This is a genomic window from Levilactobacillus fuyuanensis, from assembly GCF_003946395.1.
In the GTDB taxonomy this organism is placed as follows: Bacteria; Bacillota; Bacilli; order Lactobacillales; family Lactobacillaceae; genus Levilactobacillus; species Levilactobacillus fuyuanensis.
Map to the genome: position 1 here is coordinate 29091 of NZ_RHNZ01000007.1, position 18038 is coordinate 47128.

Here is an 18038-nt window from a genome sequence, read left to right on the forward strand (position 1 = left end):
CGTAAAAAACCAACGTGTCAATTAACGGCAACGTTGGTTTCCACTCATATTCGTTGTGTTATGTTGGCCTAGTCTACCATAAATATCGTTCACAAGCAACGGTTATGCTACGACCAGGACCGTTGCGCGGCGTACCGCTCGCGGTAAGACTTCGGTGTCATCAGGAAATGTTGCTTAAAGGTCACGAAGAAATTCTTTTCTGTCCGGAAGCCCGTCTTGGTGGCGATCGTTTGGATGGAATCGTCCGAGGTCATCAGGAGTTCCGTGGCCCGTTCCAGCCGAATCTGCCCCAGATAGGCCTTGGGTGAGATTCCCATGTATTCCTTGAAATACCGGGAAAAATAAACGCTGGAGTAATTTAACTTTGTCGCCAACTCGGCAATCGAAACGGGCTGCCCGTAGTTCTGTTGCAACTCCCCTACGGCCTGCCGCAAGGGTTCTGGCAACGGCAACTGGTCATTATCAACCTGTCCGTTAATTTTCAATTGCTTTAAGAGTTGCCCGACCAACTGATACTCGGCACCTAGACTCGCCAGGTAATCTGCCTGGCTGTCGCGCTCGTGAATGGCGTTATCCACCAGCACCCCAACTGCCTGACCAATACCGCGGTAAGCCGCATCGTGGAGGTCTAAGTCGACTGGCCCCCAGATTGGCAGCTGCTCGTTATCGACCACATTTCGCAACCAAGCTGCCGGCATCAGTAGCGTCATAATTTGATTGTCTTCGTCCAACATCGTCTCGTAACTGTGGACCACTTCGGAATTGATCACGTAGACGTGACCGGCAGCCATTTCGAAGGTTGAGCTCCCAATATGCACGGTCCCGGGATGGCCACAATACGGGTAGGCCAATTCAACCGCTTGGTGCCAATGCGGCAATACCAATTTTGGCCCACCCGTACCATGACTAATGACACGCAACGGCAATTGCATTGTAAAGTTTAAGCGTTCATGATAGGGCTGAGGCATGTTTGTTCCCCCATTTCTGCAAAACATCATTCAACAAAGTAAGCGGCTCCAATTTCATTATCCCCAAGTAGACCAATTGCAGCAAGTTATTTTATATTGTAGTATACCACGTTAACCACATAGATGGTTAAAATAAGTAACGCAATCATTAAATTATGGGATTATGGAATTACTAAATCCCCGGTACAATGTAGTTGTACCATTCGATAGGGGCTACAAAATTTACGATAGTCAGGTTCCTATCACGACAGCCATTGAAAACCTCGCGAAAGTTTGTCCGTCAGCGCCGATTCTCGCCGCTACTGGGGAGTGCCAGCGAAATCAGCAGCTAGTCGCACAAAGCGCCTAGCCCATCACCTTTCAGGATAATCGCATCGACCACTTGGGGGAGAGGTCGATCAACCAACGACCGGTGGTTTCTCTTGGGGAAGAGATCACTCACCGTACTGTGAAGCAACAAAATAGGCTATGGCCATTAGAGGCTTTAGGGGGGACAGCTAGACCGGATTTGTGGTCTGGTTGTTTTTGTATAGAGAGTGGAGCAAGCCGTTTCGAAAGCCGCAAGTTTCCGGATATCATGGCGAGAGAAAATCCAACGAACCAAACTAGCAAAACAACTAACAACCTGTGCCGGACAGGAGTCACTTAGCTTTCTAAGCGCAGGAGTCTGGTTTGTGGAACTCGTTTCAGAGGCTGCAAGTTTCCGAATATATTGGCGAGAGAAAGTCAAACGAACCAAGCCAGTAAAACCACTAACAACTCACGCCGGACAGGAGTTCCTTATTTTTCTAAGCGGAAGAATCTGGCTTGCGGAACTCGTTTCAGACCAGAGTGTGAAGGAGGGTGGTAGGTCCTGAGCATTAACGTCAATAAGTGCCCACTCGGTGGAACCGAGTCGGTGCTTATTGGGGTTAAGCGCAGGGACCTGCCCGACTGAACGCGTTTCAGAGACCGCATACTTCCGGATATCTTGGCGAGAGAAAGTCTAACGAACCAAACACGTAAAGCTACTAACAACCTTTGCCGGGCAGGAGTCCGGGTTGTGAAACTCGCTTCGAAAGCCACATATTTCCGGATAGCGTGGCGAGAAAAATCCAGTGCACCAAGCCAGTCCAGCCATCCCCCCCTACCAAGCTCCTCAACAACTATCCCCAAACAAAAAAAAAGGAACCCAAGAATTCCCATCTCAGGTTCCTCATATTCATATCAAAAATTATAAACTCACGCAGTCACCGGCACCCTACTTCTCCGTAGCCGACTGCAATTGGTCCGGCCGCTTCAACAGGAAGGCCATCAGGTAAGAAACAATCAGGAAGACCGACACCACCAGGTATGGGTAATGCGGATTCATATCGAGTAACATCCCCGACATAATTGGTCCTACAATGTTCCCGACGCTAGTCAAGGACATGTTTAACCCGTTGATCAGCCCCTGGTTAGATTCACTAGCCTTGGTCAGCAGCGTCGTGATAGCTGGCCGCAACAGGTCGAAGGCAGAGAAGACGATCAGGGTGGCAATCATCACGGCAATCTTTCCGTGAGCCTGGGTAATCCAGACCACGCAGATTGCGGCCAGGAAGAAGCAGACCCGGATGACTCGCCGCTCGCCCCACTTACTAACCAGGGTATCAAACATCGCCACTTGCAAGAATAATGAGATTAATCCGTTAAGCGTCAACACTAATGCGATGTTGCTCAGGCTAAAGTGAAAGACTTCGTTGACATAGATACTGTAGATACTTTCAAATCCTTGCAGACCAAAGGAAGAGACCAGAATCATGGTAAATAGGATGATGATCGGCACCGTCCAAAATTCCTTGGTCATCGGATGAGCGGAAGGCTTGGCAGCCGTAGAGCTTGTCGCCTCCGCATCGCGAATCTTACTGGTCTCGGCATCACTTGGCAACAGGCTGATCAGGACAATGGCACTGATCAGGCCCAATGCACCGGCGGCCCAGAACGGCGTCTTGTAACTGATTCCGGCTAAGATTCCCCCAATACCAGGCCCCAGAATCAGGCCTCCACTGAAGGCGGCCGACAGCCAGCCAATGACCCGCGCCCGTTGGCGTTTCGTCGTAATATCAGCAGCTAAGGCCATCGCCGTTGGCACGACCATGGCGGCGGATAGCCCACCAATAACCCGCGAAATGTTGAAGACCATCAACTGGTTGGTCAAGGCAAACAGCACTTCAGAAACCATGAACAGGAATAATCCCGCCGTCAGAACTGGCTTCCGACCAATCTTATCCGACAACCGCCCAATCAGGGGTGACGCCACAAACTGAGCGAAGGCAAACAGGGCACTCATGATTCCCATGTCCGTTGCGGTCAGATGCAATTGATTCTTTAAGAACGGCATGACCGGAATCACTAAACTAATTCCCAAACATACTAAAAATTCACTAAACACTAAGATAAAAATGGCCCGTCTCGTTTTCTTCGTCACGATGGCTCACCCCTTCTCGCTAATTTTTACAGCATTGAGATAAATATATCAATATTTAGGGGTGTTTGTCTAATCATAAGCTCATTTTCTCAGAAAAATTTAGTTTTTACCGACCTATCCCTTTTTCAGGGCCGCCGCCCACCGGCGATAATCATCCGCAAAATAGCTATCTCGCGGATAGACGAGGTCCAAATCGTGCCGCAATTGTCCCGCTTGAAGTGGTAGGACGGCAAGCTTTCCCGCCTGTAAAGCTTCAGCTACCACGGAACGATAGACAAAGCTGATGCCACTCCCCCGCAGTAAGATCTCTCGAATGGCAGTCGGATTGTTTACCGTCACCAACTGAGGGAATTCCGCAAAGGTCACGTTGGCTGCGTGTGCCAAATTCTCTAAAATTTCTCGGCTACCGGACCCCTCCTCCCGGACAATTAAGGGATAAGCGGTCAGGTCTGCCCAGCTCACGGCCGCCTGTTGGGCTAACGGATGATCGGCAGCCACGACCCCAACGAAGGGTTCCTGCCGGACCACTTCGTAACCGTAACGCTGTTTGTCAAAATTCCCTTCAATCAGAGCAAAGTCACTGTCACCGGATTTAATTGCCGCCAACGCCGCGTGGGTATTCGTCACCCGACAATTAATTTCATGATAATGCTGCGCCTGTAGCAAGCCAATCAACCGTGGCGCTAAAAATTCACTGATCGATAGTGTCGTGCTAAAGGTAACTTGCCGGGCCTTCTGTGGATGTTGGAGAGTCGCCACCACCGCGTCTGCCTGGACCTGAACCCGCTGGACAAACGCCGCAAGCTCCACCCCGGCCGGCGTGATCGTCAGCTTCGGTCGTTCATAGTGGACGAGTTCCACACCTAATTCCGTCTCCAAACTCTTGATTTGTTGCGATACGGCTGGCTGACTGATATATAGCTGATGGGCCGTCTGCGTATACGACTTGGTCGTGGCCAGTACGAGAAACGTTTGATACCGGTTATCAAGCATAGTCATCGCTCCCTTTCATAAGTGAAACTTATATCGTTATTATCCATTCCAATTTTATCTTATAACCAACTTCCGGTAAACTAGGTTTAGACATTTTTGAGGAGGAAATTCTTTTGGATATTCGCACAACTGTTGTGAGCCGCGGCTTCTGGCTGGCCTCACTCCTAACTTTAGCTTGCGCCGTTGCCGGTAGTTTTCTGGCACAACTGCCTTACTTAAACCTGGTCGGTGCCCTGGTCATCGCGCTACTACTGGGCATGGCCTGTCAGGTTCAGCCCCAGGTCATCAACGCCAACCGGGCTGGTATCGGCTTCATCAGCAATAAATTCTTGCGTCTTGGTATTATTCTCTTAGGATTCAAATTAAACTTGATTCAACTCGCCCAAGCCGGTGTAAAAACCATTACCTTGGCCGTCTTCGTGGTCACGGGGATGGTCCTCCTGACCTACAACCTCAGCCGCAAGCTCGGTGTGGAAAAGGAATTGGCTATTCTGACTGCTACCGGGACCAGCATCTGCGGAGCCGCCGCCGTCATGGGCGTGTCGCCACAGATCAAGGTGCCCGCCGACAAGGCCGAACGTCAACGCGAAAATGAAGTGCTAGCTGTCGCTATCGTTGCCATCCTGGGAACGGTCTTCACGCTGATTGAAATCGGTCTGAAACCACTGCTTCACCTGACCGCCGTGCAATTTGGGGTCCTGACTGGGGGCTCGCTCCACGAAATTGCCCACGCCGTCGCCGCCGGTAGTGCCGGTGGTCCCGTCAGTCTGGACACCGCCATCATTACCAAGCTCTCCCGGGTGCTTCTGTTGGCCCCCGCAGCACTGATCATCGGTTGGTGGTACCAACGCCAATCCCGCAAGACTAATCCTGAAGCGGCCGCCAATGAAGGCCCAGCTAAGCTGCCAATTCCCTGGTTCATGGCCGGTTTCATCCTGACCAGCATCATCGGAACCTTCCTGCCACTGGGTGACGTTGCCCTGGCTGGTTTGGTTAAATTGGCTTACATCTTCCTCGGCATGGCTATGGCCGCCCTGGGAATGAGCGTTAACTTCCGTGTGATCTTCCAGCGTGGGGGCAACGTCTTCCTGGCCGCCACCATTTCATCGGTCATCCTGATGACCTGTGTGACGATTGCCAGCAAGTTATTCTTCTAAAACTATTCAAGCAAAAATAGTGAACCGTCAGCGATTGACGATCCACTATTTTTTTAAATCATTTTCACCAAATGCTGAATCGTTCCGCTATCCCACAGGATATACAGTCCAATCAATAGGTACACGGCAACCGTAATGTAGCGTCCCTGTTTCTCCAAAACTTCCGCCACTTTTGGGAGGCAGGCCAGTCGATACCCAATCTCCCAAAACAGGACGACCATCACCGCAAACGTCAGGAGAATCAGCGGAATTGAGGACGGTGCCACCGTGGTGAAAATTGGCACGTAAATCCCAATGTTATCGGCTCCACAGGTCGCCATCGTAATTAAGGCCACGTTCCAAATAAGGCTCTGTGGCTTCGCTACCTTGGCCGCAATCTCCCCGGTATCGTCGTCATCCCCTTTAATCCACAACTTAATTCCCAAATAAATCGGAATCAACCCAAGCAGGCCCAGTAACCACGGTGCTGGCACGAATCCCAGAAAAAAGGCCACAATCAGTGAGCTTCCGACCAATACGATTGTTCCCAAAAAGTCCCCAGCCAGCACTAACCAGCGATCTTGGTGCTTTACGCGGCCGAAGATTACCATTAGAATAATTAAGTAGTCGAGTCCGGTGGAAATATACGCCGTGACTCCCGTTAGAATCGTTTTTAACATGTTGTCATCCCCTATGCATGTTATCTATAACATATGTTACCATCTACATATGAAAGGAGCAACCCTTTTATGCCGGATTCCGAGGAAAAAGTCACTTTGATTGAACCACGAATGGTCCAAGCCTCACAATTAATCTTTAAATTACTCAGTAACCCCACGCGCTTACAACTGCTCTATCTCCTGGAACAGCAGGAACTCAACGTTAGTCAACTCAGCGAGCTATTGACGGTGGAACAATCAGTAATCTCCCACCAGCTGGCACTGTTAAAGAAGGAACAGTTGGTAGCCGTTCGCCGTGTAGGTAAACAAAATTTCTATCGCCTGGATGACCCGCACATTCTCGATATCGTTAATGAAACCTTGGCTCACGTGGACCATGTGTTGCGGGGGAAGACGCATGGACATTGAGGGACGCGGTAGACAAGTTGAAGATTTCTCTTTGACTGAGTCTGAAAATAACTTGGTAGATGACTTTCTGTCTAGTCATGAAGCTTTAGCTGCTAAAACAGAGGTCGAAACTGACCAGCTTGAGACATTTGATTCCCTTGAGAAGCTTTGGGCGGACTTGAATGATTGAAGACGGTTGATTGGGTTTGCTTGATAAGTATTTTGGAATTTTCTTCAATAATAAAACCGCAGATACCATTTGGATTTATCCAGACGGTATCTGCGGTTTTTGTATTTAGTATTGGGTTTAAGGACTGGTTTAGAGAGCTAGTCTGGCTCTCGCCTTGATGTTCGGAAACTTGCGGCTTCTGAAACGCGTTCAGTCGGGCAGGTCCCTCCGCTTAACCCCAATAAGCACCGACTCGGTTCCACCGAGTGGGCACTTATTGACGTTAATGCTCAGGACCTACCGCCCTTCTTCACGCTCTTACATCTTCATCCCCATCTTCTCATACGAACTCATCCCGGCGAGGTGGAGGTCTTTAACATCTATCCCCCGCTCCTTGGCTACCGCGTTCATTAAGGTATCCATGTCCATTAGCTTATAGGTTTGTGGATGGTCTGGGTCGTAGACTTCGATTTGCGCCATCATGCCGCCGTCCTCGTGTTCGATGATGTGGCAGTGGTACATGTAGACCCCGGTGTGTTCGAACCAGACCTTGATGCGGACCGTTTCGCCCGGGTTGACGCCAACTGTGTCCTTGAAGCCGTGTTCGTTGGGGTATGGTGCTTTACCATTCCGCGAGATCACTAGGAATTGTGTCCCGTGCATGTGGAATGGGTGGACCATGCCGCTGCCCATGTCGTTAGTGTTAGTCACGTCCCAGAGCTCGACGTTGCCAACCTTTTGCTTGGCATCGATCCGTTGCATTTCGAATTTCTTGCCGTCGATCATGACCTGCTCGTCCATCCCGGACATCACAACCTTGCGAATCGGCGTGTCCGGTGTGACTTCTGGGTCAGGAATATCGACGAGGTGGTCGGGTAACGTGGCTGTATCTGGCTTGAACGCGTGGATGCGGAACCGAACCAACGGAACATCGTCAGAATACAACGTGACCGTTTCGCCCGGCTTGACCTTGCCGAAGTCCACAATGATTTCAGCCCGTTCCGCACAGGTTAACATCAGGTGGGTAAATGCAACGGGTTCTGGCATCACACCACCGTCCGAAGCCACTTGCGTGAATGGCAGGTCATTACTGAAGTGCAGCCGCCACTCGCGCCGGTTTGCCCCGTCCAAGATACGTAACCGCAACCGTTGCGTGGTGACATCGAAGTAAGGATTGATAGTCCCGTTGATCATCGCCGTAGGCCCTTGGACGCCATCTGGATCGTAATCGGCGTCGTAATCCCACTGGTTATCTTCGTGGAAGCGCCGGTCTTGCAAGACTAACGGAATGTCATCGACCCCGTAGTTTCTTGGAAATGGCAACTTGGCTTCTTGCTCATCGGTGACCAGTGCCAAACCGGCCAAGCCCTTCCAGACTTGTTCGGCCGTTGATGGGCACGGATGGGCATGCAACCACAACGTTGCAGCTGGTTGGTCGACTTTAAAATCAATGTGCCGCGTCTTGCCAGGATAGACTGGCGCGTGACACCCACCGTCCGTGTATGGCCCGGGAACGTTCAGTCCGTGCCAGTGGAAAGTAGTTAATTCAGGTAAATTATTTTTTAGATCAACATGCATCGTCTTGCCCTTAGCGAAGATGATGGTCTGACCGAGCAGACTCCCGTTGTACCCCCAGGTCTTGGTCTTCTTACCGGGCAACAGTTGTGTCTCCCCGGCTTGAGCCTCGACCGTGTAATAGGTATCCGTGGCGGTCTCCTTGTCAGGCTTTAAAAGTGGGGGAATCCGTAGCGGTTGTTGCGGCGTATCGGGTTCCTCCAACGGGACGTAACCCCCGTCATGCGTGTTAAAAGCCGGTTCATCAAAGAAATAATCGGTGTGGATTGATTTTGTCATCTTTCAGGCTCCTCTTCGATTTGATTTGGCAACACTGTACAAATCTATGATAACGCATTCACCCCTTTTGGGGAAATGAACGCCCCATTGCCGCACACGCATAGAAACTTCCCCAAAATTAAAAGGCCACCCGCAGGCAACCTTTGTAAAAACTAAATTTAAAGTCAGTAACGCTAACGATCTGTCCGTGCCCGGAGCGCATAGAGGATAGTGACCGTGTCCACAACTTCCTGGAAGACGGCCCCAATGATGGCTGGAATCACCCCGAAGCTGGCAATCAACATCAAGCCGGTACAGATGAAAATTCCGATCAGCACGGCCTGTTTGGCCACGCGCATGGTATCGTGGGCAATCTGGCGTGCCGTGCTGACCCGGGTCAGATCATCCTTCAAGACCACTGCATCCGCCGATTCACTAGCCGCCGTGGCACCGTGCGCCCCCATGGCAATCCCGACATCCGCGGTCGCCAGTGAGGGTGCATCATTGATGCCATCCCCCACCATGGCCACTGGCCGCTGTTCGGCAGGTAGATCCGCCAGAACTTTAATCTTATCAGCGGGCAAACAGTCCGCATGAACCTGGTCGATGCCGACCTCGCCGGCAATCGTTTCAGCGATTGGCCGGCGGTCCCCCGAGATCATCAGGAGGTGTTCCGCCCCAGCCGTCCGTAGCGCCGCCATCGTTTGACTGGCTTCCGGCCGCACGCGGTCATTGAAGCTGACGTACCCTTGGTAGATGCCGGCGATTGAGACGTAAACTGCCGTTTGGTCGGATCTTTCCACGGTATCGTCCGTCACGAAACGACTCTTACCGACGCGAACCTCCTGGCCGTCCACTATCGCTGCTACCCCCTGGGCTGTGGTCTCGTTAACCTCGGTCGCGGGTAGCAACTCTTCTGTCGTGGCTGCAACCAGCGATTGGGCTAGTACGTGGCCCGAGTGTTGTTCGGTACTGGCTGCCAACTGGAGCAGTTTCTCCGCGGGCAGCGCCGTAACGGGAACGACTCGATCCACGACCAGTCGGCCCTGGGTAATCGTGCCGGTTTTATCAAACGCAAACGTCTTGACCTGTGCCAGCTTCTCCAGCGTCGTCCCCGTCTTGACGATGATCCCATTTCGACTGGCCCGGCTCATCCCCGAAATCAGGGCAATCGGTGCCGCCAGGATCAACGGACAGGGTGACGCGACGACCAGCACTTCCGCTAACCTGACGGGATCGCCGGAGAAGAACCAAGCTAGCCCAGCGATGACGTAGGCCAACAGGGTAAATGGCACCGCGTACCGGTCGGCCATCCGGACAAACTTCGCGGGTTGCGCCTCGGCCTGTTGGACCAGGCGAACAATGTTCTGGTACTGACTGTTGTCAGCAGTCTGGTCGGCTTGTAGATAGACCGACGCCTCACCGTTGATGCTTCCAGACATGACGGTATCACCGGCCTGTTTTTCAATTGGTCGTGCTTCACCAGTCAATGAAGCTTCGTTGACCGTGGTAGGGCCGGTCGTTAACGTCCCATCGACGGGCATGACTTCACCAGGCTTGACCAGCAGCTTATCCCCAACTTCAACCAGACTCACGGCGATATCGGTCAACTGCTCACCATTGGCTCGGTGCGCGGTCTGTGGTGAATTGTTTAACAGCTCTTGTAGCTCACTGTTGGCGCGACTGGCCGCAAAGTCTTCCAGCGCATCGCCCCCGGTCAGCATCAGCAAGACGATCAATGCCGCCCAATACTCACCCACTGCCAGCGTGGCCAGCACGGCCGTAATAGCCAACAGGTCCACGCCGAACTTTCCCGAACGCAATGTCCGCACCATTTCAACGAACATAATGATGGCAAGCAGGAGGCCCAGCCCGGTAACCAGAATCTGCGCCCACATTGCCTGATGATTAACAAATTGAAGCCAGAGTGCGATGACTCCTAAGATGATGACGAACCAGAATTGGCGATATTGCCGTAATTGTTGCATCATGGTCCCTCCCCTTAAATCGTAATTGTTACCTCGAGTATACCAAAGCTTGTGACTTTTACCACATACGGACTGAAATTTGACCAAACAAAGAGAGCCCGACCACGGCCGGACTCTCTAATGAATCAGCTATAAAAATAAATCTTAACATCGGTCAAAGCAAAAACGGAACTCACTAAATACTCATAAGTAAAAGATAGTTCAGCCGGAGGAGGCCAGAAATGTAGCCAGCTGTGACGACGGTGTTAGTCCGGGCGATTGGTTCTCCCCGGTCTTACACCGTGGGACGCGTTTGGAAACTCACTGATTTGTGGTGAGGTTTCAAACCGAGCTGGAAGCCCGTTCTTCGGCTGAAGGCGTTCCCCATAGCAGGCGAAGTTTCTGGCAACCGCAGGCGACATTTTTTTACACTGAGTAATTAGAAGTGACGGCGAACAATCACGCCTGCACCTAACGTAGTCAGTACCAGAACGCCACCGAGCACGCCGGATAAGTTTCCTTGATCATCGGTCTGAGGTAACTTCGTGTTTGTGGTCTTCGTGGTGCCAGGATTTTCGGTTGCGGTTGCTTTAGCAACAGCAGCCCGCGCAGCCGCAGCTTTAGCGGCAGCGGCTTTGGCAGCTCGCTTCTTAGCAGCCTTTTTGGCAGCTTCCTTCTTAGCGGCTTGCTCGTTTTCTTTCTCTTCGCGTTCAGCTTCTTCTTCATCGGTTTCCGTGCCACCATCGGTATCGGTCGTCCCAGTACCGGTGTCGACATCAGGATCGACGCCAGGTTCTTCAGTCTCGTGGGTGTCACCACCACCGGAACCACTGTTCCCATTAGAAGATGAAACTTTCCCATTTGCTTCTTCGGAATTCTTACCCCCTGAGGTGCCCCCACCCCAAGTCATGACAGCGTTGTTTCTAAATTTATACCCAGAATCAATCAACGATGGGTCGGTTACCTTAGTGTAGTAATCGATAACCACCAGATTGCTGACGGTGTCGTTAAAGGATAGGTCAAATCCATCTTTGTTGTATGTAACGTTGTAGTCGGTTCCTTCAGTCATTGCTGGCTTTTCACGCTTATAGGTCGTGGTGTTTTCCCAGTACCCATTACTTACGGTCATGCCATGAATCAATTCCTGATTAGCACCGATTGTATCGGTAATGTCCAAGTTTTTCAGCTCAATTTCACGCCGATCGACTAAGATCGTCCATTTGATTGTGCCATCATCCTGTAGCGTCCCCTTCTTAGAAAGATTGGCGTCGTTTTCAACAATGTTGATTTGAGAAGTGCTACTGCCATTGTTTTCGAGTGGGAAAACAACATCCTTCTCGCCAGAATCTTCGTAGCGGTACTTAGTCATCATGTTCAAGGTCAACTTGCTGTTGGTTTTACCCTCCAACGCATCGTTCATAGTGATGACGACGCCCTTGTCGGATATGACAGCCTCACCGATCACTGTACCATCGTCATCGAACACTTTGAAAGTATCACCGGGAGTCTTCCCCTTCAAGTTCTCCGGAAAATCAAGCGTGATGGTATCGCCACTCTTAAGCGGCATGTCACCAAAGTCCAAATTGTATTGCACATCAATCGTATCTGCATGCTTGAAATCCGGTCCGTTAGTGACACTGGCTGAGGTGGTAAAGTCTGCACCATTATGGTTGGTTGCAGCTTTGGCCGGTGTCGCCACTTGGCTGACAACTAATAAGAACACTAAACTAAAGAATCCAATCAGCAATCGCCAAGATTTACTATTTATCTTCAAAAATATCTCCTCCCGAAACTTTTAGATAACCAAAGTATACGCGCCCGTGCAACCGCTTGGCAATAGCTGCGGGACAGGTTACCCAAATTGAGGGGAGAACTTCCTGGTCTTTGGAAAATCGTCAATGATAGTGCCGCCGAATCCGGTCATCTGAGCCTTCTCTATTTCCTCTCTGCTGTGACCGCCAACTCAAAATGCCATAAAAAAGGGCCACCAGTCTCATCGACTCGTAGCCTACCAACGCCTAGCAGATGCGCGTGCCCAGCGTTTGCATTTCTTTCTTTAAATCTAATTTTGATTTCTCTTCAGCCGTGTAGGTAATTAACCCAACCGCGCTGTCCAAGATGCCACTGTCGTCACGCAATGAAAGTTGGTTGAAGACGCGGTCTAAGATCAAGCCGTTACTCAAATACAATTCGGTATCGGCGTTCGTCTTCAACGTCCAACCTGCGTTGTTGGCTACCGTAATGGGATAATCGGGATCGTCAGTCGTCAGGGCAACCAGTTGAAACTTATCGCCGATAGCACAGGTTCCTCCCACCGTTGAGTATCGGTTGGAGCCGTCATCCGTGGTCAGCAGCACGGTGCTTCCCAGTTGAACGTTCTCGGCTAGGTATGCTTTCGCTGCGTCTTTAATCGTGATTTCCATGATTATTTCCCTCTTTCTTGCGAACCATCATCCAATCAATTGTGCACAATTAACTATAACTTGATTTGGTTAATTTGTAAATCAATTCGACTTAGGTTGGCTTTGATGACCCCACTGCATGAGTCGTTATATGACTAGCAAGAATTCCCGCACTACGGCTGCCAGAGGTTCCGCCTGCTGTGGGGACGCTCCAGCCTGGGAACCGGGCTTCCGACTCAACTTGAAGCCACGAAAACCACGGGTCTTCAAGATTGCCCGTGCTGTAAACTGGCAAATGCACCAGTTAACACCACCTCCACGGCTGGCTCCACCTCTGGCCTCCTTCGGCTAAACTTGATCATTCCAATTTAAATGTTTCCCACTGGAACCTACCAACCTAAACCCTAGACAGATAATCACATATTCTGTCCCTAAGCCCCCCCTGTTTCATTAATAGGCGGAATCCCTGACAGCCGAAGGCGCTATTCATCCTCAAGCGTCTAGCGACACACGAAAGCCAGATGAAAAGCCCACCACTCACCCGTGATGTGCCTGTCATCTGGCTCTTTCAGCAAATTAGACTAGTCGTTCAGATCAGCCTCATACCCGCGTTTGATCAGTGCAATTAGCTCATCCTCTGACAGATTGAGCTTCTTGGCTTCGCTGGTGAAGCGACTGACATAGCGGTCATAGAACTCCGCGCGGCGTTTCTCCCGAATCGTCGTCTCGGCCGTAGCTGTCACGAACATCCCCACGCCCCGGCGTTTTTCGATGATTCCCGCGGCAACTAGCCGATTGATGCCCTTCAGCACCGTTGCTGGATTAATATGAAATTCTTTGGACATTTCCGTCGTGGACGGGACCTGTTCGCCCGCCCGATAGATTCCGGTGAAGATGGCTTCTTCAACCTGTTCGGCCACCTGCAGATAGATTGGTTCCGGACTATCGAAATTAAATTTCATTGTCATTTCCCACATTCTTTGTGAACTCGTTCTGTCGACTAGTTCGTTGGTGCCTTCGGTAACACGATTCGCCAATAAAGGGTCAACGTAATCGCATAGTAAATGGCGTACAGACCGATGAAGATGGCAAAGATACTGCCGATTCCCAGGTAAGGACTCATCGGACTGGCCATGATTGGCTTAAACATTTGCAGACCAAACAGAACATCGATTACTCCCATGATACCAGGAATCAGGAATAAAATCCCAATTTCTTTCGCAATCCCGCGGCGCATCAGGCTCTGACGGACCCCAACCTTATACAGCATCCGGTAACGTTGCTTATCGCCAGGAGCACCGGAGAGGATCTTGAACATCAGGCAGGAAGCCAACATTGCCAGGAAGGCGATCCCCAGGAAGTAACCCATGAATTCCAGGCCGCCAAAGATACCGCTCATCATCTCATAGCTCTGATAGTTACCGACCGTGATCTGTTCAGGCAGCGCAAACCGTTTCACTTCCATCCGATTCAGTCGCTTCAGAACCTTTTGATCCTGTACGAGGTCCTTGACCCGCACCGTTGTCACAGTCATCGTGGTCCCGGGTTGCTTTGCAAATTGCTTGGCGTTGAGAATCTTTGGTGTATAGAAGCCCATATCTTTACGGACAGCTAAACTTTGGAAATCAAAGTCCTGAACACCACTCTTCTTGAACTTAGCCAGCGACTCCGTGTAGAACTTCGGATGTTTCAAACTCTTGGTCAATTGGCCACTCTTGCTGAGCTCGAAGGGTTGTTGTTGCAACTCCGCGGCGTTGTAGTAAACGACTTTTCCTTGGCGCTTCTGCGTATACGTTGCTTGGTGCTTAACGTTCAACTGGTCGATCAGCTTTTGTTCCTGCGCATTCTTGTCGTGAATGGCTACAGTATACGTCCCAATAGAATTAGCCATCAGTGGCAACTGTCGGTGATAGCCGGACCCTACCGTGATAGCGCCCAAGGCCATCGCAAATAGCAACGAAACAATGGTTAACATCCGCGTGTAGTTGTAGACCCGGAAATTCAGTTGGCCTAAGAGAAAGCCATTTAAATGGCGCTTAGCCCACTTGGTGTGACGCAATCCCTGAATAATAACCAGTAAGGTCGCTCGGAACAACAGATAAGTCCCAATCGTAATGGTGACCAGGGCAAGTGGAATTGCCGCCATCTGTAACGTTTTGATAGCGGCCAGGGCCCAGTACCCGATCCCCAGGAAGGCCACGCCCAGGACTGCAGCGACCATCTGCCGGAAGAGATGAACTCTAGGTTGGTTGGCTTGTTCGTCAGTGTGAAGTAATTTCAACACGGTGGTCCGCGTTAACCGTACCATATTAAACAGTGAGGCCAGGATGAAGAGGCCCACGTAGAGCACCGCCGTCGCAATAATGGCTGGCAGGTAGAACGCGGATAGATGTGCGAGGTGTAGACCCAACATATCCAGCAAGAAGCCAACTAAAAACTGGCTCAGCAGTAACCCTAACACAATGCCGATGGCGGTCGCGATGGCCCCGAGAATCAGCGTTTCCAGGAAGACCAGTTCCCCGATACGCTTCCGCGTGGCCCCAAGCATCATGAAGAGTCCGTAGTCGTGCTGCCGCATACTCAATAGGAAACTATTGGCATACATGATGTAGACGATGGTGATCAGAATCAACAGGATTGCCCCAAAGCCAAAGATCAGACTGGCCTGGCTGACCACTGCATTGGTCTTCAGAAAAGCCCGATTAGTCGCCAGGTTGGCAAACATGTAGAAGATGGCGGCCGACATGGTCAGTCCCGCTAGTAAGACGAGATAGTCTCGCCGCCGGTTCTTGATTCCGGCCAGTGCTAATTTTCCTAACATTATTGACTTCCCCCTACTCGTTAAACGTCCCCAGCTCATTTAAGATCTGCTGGTAAAAGGCACTCCGGTCTTGTTCGCCGCGCTTGATTTCGGACCCAATCTGCCCATCCTTGATAAATAGGATGCGTTGGCAGAAACTAGCGGAGAACGGATCGTGGGTCACCAGCAACACGGACATGTGCTGCTTCTGATTAATCGTCGTCAACAAGTCGAGTAACTCCCGAGCACTCGTGGAGTCCAACGCCCCAGTGGGTTCGTCCCCCATCAGGATTGATGGATGGTGCACGATGGCCCGTGCGGCAGCGACCCGTTGCTTTTGGCCCCCAGATAATTCTGAAGGATATTTTTGTAAGAGGTCGGCAATCGACAAGGTCTCGGCAACTTCATGAATCGCTTGATCCATCACCCGAGATGACGTGCCCTTCAAGGCCAGTGGCAGACCGATATTTTCTTCGGCCGTCAGACTTTCTAACAGATTGAAGTCTTGGAAAATGAAACCAACTTCCTGCGCTCGAAAATCAGCGAGTTGGTTGCCCCGCATCTTCGTGACATCGTGGCCGTTGACCACGACATCCCCCTTAGTTGGCACGTCAAGCGTTGACAGCATGTTCAACAACGTCGTCTTCCCCGAACCAGAAGCCCCCATGATCCCAACAAATTCACCGGCTGCCACCGTGAAGTCGAGCCCCTTCAATGCCTTGTATTGGCGTTCGTTAGCCTTGCCGTAAGTCTTTTCTAGATTGTGGACGTTAACCACAGTATTTGTTGTCATTTTAAAAATCCCCCACTCTTTAGTCTATTGGTTAGTTACTTGTGTAATTAACTATAACGGTTAGTTAAAAATTGTCAATCCTTAATTTTATTTGATTGAAGAGCGGTCCCAGAGTTAACGTCGCTAGTTTACCGGTAGGACTGGGACAGACCTGACATTGCAAGCAACAGAAAAGCCCAGAAAATTTTGTCAGTAATACCTTTCTGAATATGCCTAACGCACCAAACTTCTCACGCGACCTTTCCCCACTTTCGTTGTACAATTAAGCATGTAAGTTCCAAATCTGAAAACAAAGGAGTTTTTCTGATGAAACAACTGCAACTAGGTGGCAGTAACTGGCAAGCCTCCGCCGTCGCTTTAGGAATTATGCGGATGGGCGTTCTGAGTAAGGATGACGCCGTCAAATCCCTGCAAGCAGCGCACGAAGCCGGCATTAATTACATCGATTCCGCTGATATTTACGTCAACGGCAATTCCGAAAGAGTCTTTGGCGAAGCCCTCAAAGCTTCCGGCCTTTCACGAGATGACTTCTACATCCAATCTAAGGGGGGCATCGTGCTCGACCCTAACCGGAGTCACGACGATCTGGTCTTTGGCCAACGCTACGATTACGGCAAACAACACCTGATTGACTCCGTTGATGGGATTCTTTCCCGCATGGGGGTCGACTACTTGGATGCCTTTCTTCTTCACCGGCCAGACCCACTGATGGAACCGGACGAAATTGCCGATGCCTTCAATACGCTACAACGTGAGGGTAAAGTTCGCCACTTTGGCGTTTCTAACTTCAATGTGCAACAATACTTGTTGGTTCAAGACGCCGTTGACCAAAAGCTGATGTTCAACCAACTTCAATTCAGCGCGGCACATGCCGGGATGATTACTGAAGGCCTGCACGTCAACATGGGCGATGTCCCAACACTCAACGACTTTGGGATGATTGAGTTTGCCCGGCGGAATCACATCACCATTCAAGCTTGGTCGCCATTCCAATACGGCCTGTTTGCGGGGATGTTCATCGACGATCCGAAATATGCTGAATTAAACAAAGTTCTGCAGAAGTTGGCCGACAAGTACGGCGTCTCCAAGAACGGGATTGCCGTGGCTTGGATTCTTCGTCACCCGGCTAACATTCAAGTGCTGTTAGGGACGATGAACCCAACACATATCAAGGATAGTGCGGCAGGTGCCGACGTTACCCTGACTAAGCAGGAATGGTACGATATCTACCTGGCTGCCGGGAACGATTTACCTTAAAATCACAACAATTAATGGCTCACGAAACGTTCAGGAAATTTTCTGAACGTTTTTTTATTTACCCGCAAGTCGGCAAAGACTGGCCCACCAAGCGGTTTGGAAAACGGTTCCAAATTCACCATAAACTTTTTTACTAAAGGGGTTGTACTTTTTTTAAACGGTGTTAAACTGTAGTTGTAATCAAGGGCGAGTGATTACTCGCTCGAT

15 protein-coding genes are annotated in these 18038 nt (G+C 50.7%); 4 read left to right on the forward strand and 11 right to left on the reverse strand.

What is annotated here, in order from left to right; translation table 11 throughout:
- Nucleotides 1-107: 107 nt before the first annotated feature.
- The 3 genes from EKM73_RS04815 to EKM73_RS04825 form a co-directional block, all read right to left on the reverse strand.
- Nucleotides 108-968 (reverse strand): AraC family transcriptional regulator, encoded by an 861-nt coding sequence (locus EKM73_RS04815; protein WP_125700852.1) that lies wholly within the window; start codon nt 966-968, stop codon nt 108-110.
- 1240 nt (nt 969-2208) lie between these two features.
- Nucleotides 2209-3414, reverse strand: a complete 1206-nt coding sequence (locus EKM73_RS04820) for an MFS transporter (protein WP_125700853.1) — start codon at nt 3412-3414, stop codon at nt 2209-2211.
- Between the two features lie 114 nt (nt 3415-3528).
- Nucleotides 3529-4407 (reverse strand): LysR family transcriptional regulator, encoded by an 879-nt coding sequence (locus EKM73_RS04825; protein ID WP_125700854.1) that lies wholly within the window; start codon nt 4405-4407, stop codon nt 3529-3531.
- 113 nt (nt 4408-4520) lie between these two features.
- Between EKM73_RS04825 and EKM73_RS04830 the strand changes: the two genes are divergently transcribed.
- Nucleotides 4521-5564: a YeiH family protein gene (locus EKM73_RS04830; RefSeq protein ID WP_125700855.1), complete on the forward strand. Its 1044-nt coding sequence runs from the start codon at nt 4521-4523 to the stop codon at nt 5562-5564.
- A gap of 53 nt (nt 5565-5617) precedes the next feature.
- Here the strand turns inward: EKM73_RS04830 and EKM73_RS04835 are convergent, their stop codons facing one another.
- A complete protein-coding gene (locus EKM73_RS04835; protein ID WP_125700856.1) occupies nt 5618-6223 on the reverse strand; it encodes a cadmium resistance transporter in 606 nt (201 codons plus the stop codon).
- Between the two features lie 69 nt (nt 6224-6292).
- On the opposite strand from EKM73_RS04835, the gene EKM73_RS04840 reads away from it, so the two are divergent.
- A complete protein-coding gene (locus EKM73_RS04840) occupies nt 6293-6631 on the forward strand; it encodes an ArsR/SmtB family transcription factor (protein ID WP_125700857.1) in 339 nt (112 codons plus the stop codon).
- On the forward strand, nt 6621-6800 hold the full coding sequence (locus tag EKM73_RS04845) for a hypothetical protein (protein ID WP_125700858.1): 180 nt from the start codon (nt 6621-6623) through the stop codon (nt 6798-6800). Before EKM73_RS04840 ends, EKM73_RS04845 begins: the two co-directional genes overlap by 11 nt.
- A gap of 297 nt (nt 6801-7097) precedes the next feature.
- On the opposite strand, the gene EKM73_RS04850 is transcribed toward EKM73_RS04845, so the two are convergent.
- The 7 genes from EKM73_RS04850 to EKM73_RS04885 form a co-directional block, all read right to left on the reverse strand.
- Nucleotides 7098-8633, reverse strand: a complete 1536-nt coding sequence (locus tag EKM73_RS04850) for a multicopper oxidase family protein (protein ID WP_125700859.1) — start codon at nt 8631-8633, stop codon at nt 7098-7100.
- Nucleotides 8634-8806: 173 nt separating this feature from the next.
- Complete coding sequence (locus EKM73_RS04855; protein ID WP_125700860.1) at nt 8807-10600, reverse strand: heavy metal translocating P-type ATPase; 1794 nt, start codon at nt 10598-10600, stop codon at nt 8807-8809.
- Nucleotides 10601-11018: 418 nt separating this feature from the next.
- Nucleotides 11019-12353, reverse strand: coding sequence for an Ig-like domain-containing protein (locus EKM73_RS04865; RefSeq protein WP_125700861.1), 1335 nt, complete (start codon nt 12351-12353; stop codon nt 11019-11021).
- 244 nt (nt 12354-12597) lie between these two features.
- On the reverse strand, nt 12598-13002 hold the full coding sequence (locus EKM73_RS04870) for an iron-sulfur cluster biosynthesis family protein (RefSeq protein WP_125700862.1): 405 nt from the start codon (nt 13000-13002) through the stop codon (nt 12598-12600).
- A gap of 560 nt (nt 13003-13562) precedes the next feature.
- Nucleotides 13563-13943 (reverse strand): GntR family transcriptional regulator, encoded by a 381-nt coding sequence (locus tag EKM73_RS04875; protein ID WP_125700863.1) that lies wholly within the window; start codon nt 13941-13943, stop codon nt 13563-13565.
- A 38-nt stretch (nt 13944-13981) separates the two neighbouring features.
- Nucleotides 13982-15802 (reverse strand): FtsX-like permease family protein, encoded by a 1821-nt coding sequence (locus EKM73_RS04880; RefSeq protein WP_125700864.1) that lies wholly within the window; start codon nt 15800-15802, stop codon nt 13982-13984.
- 13 nt (nt 15803-15815) lie between these two features.
- Nucleotides 15816-16574, reverse strand: coding sequence for an ABC transporter ATP-binding protein (locus tag EKM73_RS04885; RefSeq protein ID WP_125700865.1), 759 nt, complete (start codon nt 16572-16574; stop codon nt 15816-15818).
- Between the two features lie 306 nt (nt 16575-16880).
- Here EKM73_RS04885 and EKM73_RS04890 point away from each other — a divergent pair, with 306 nt between their 5' ends.
- Nucleotides 16881-17831, forward strand: a complete 951-nt coding sequence (locus EKM73_RS04890; RefSeq protein ID WP_125700866.1) for an aldo/keto reductase — start codon at nt 16881-16883, stop codon at nt 17829-17831.
- The last annotated feature ends 207 nt before the right edge of the window (nt 17832-18038 follow it).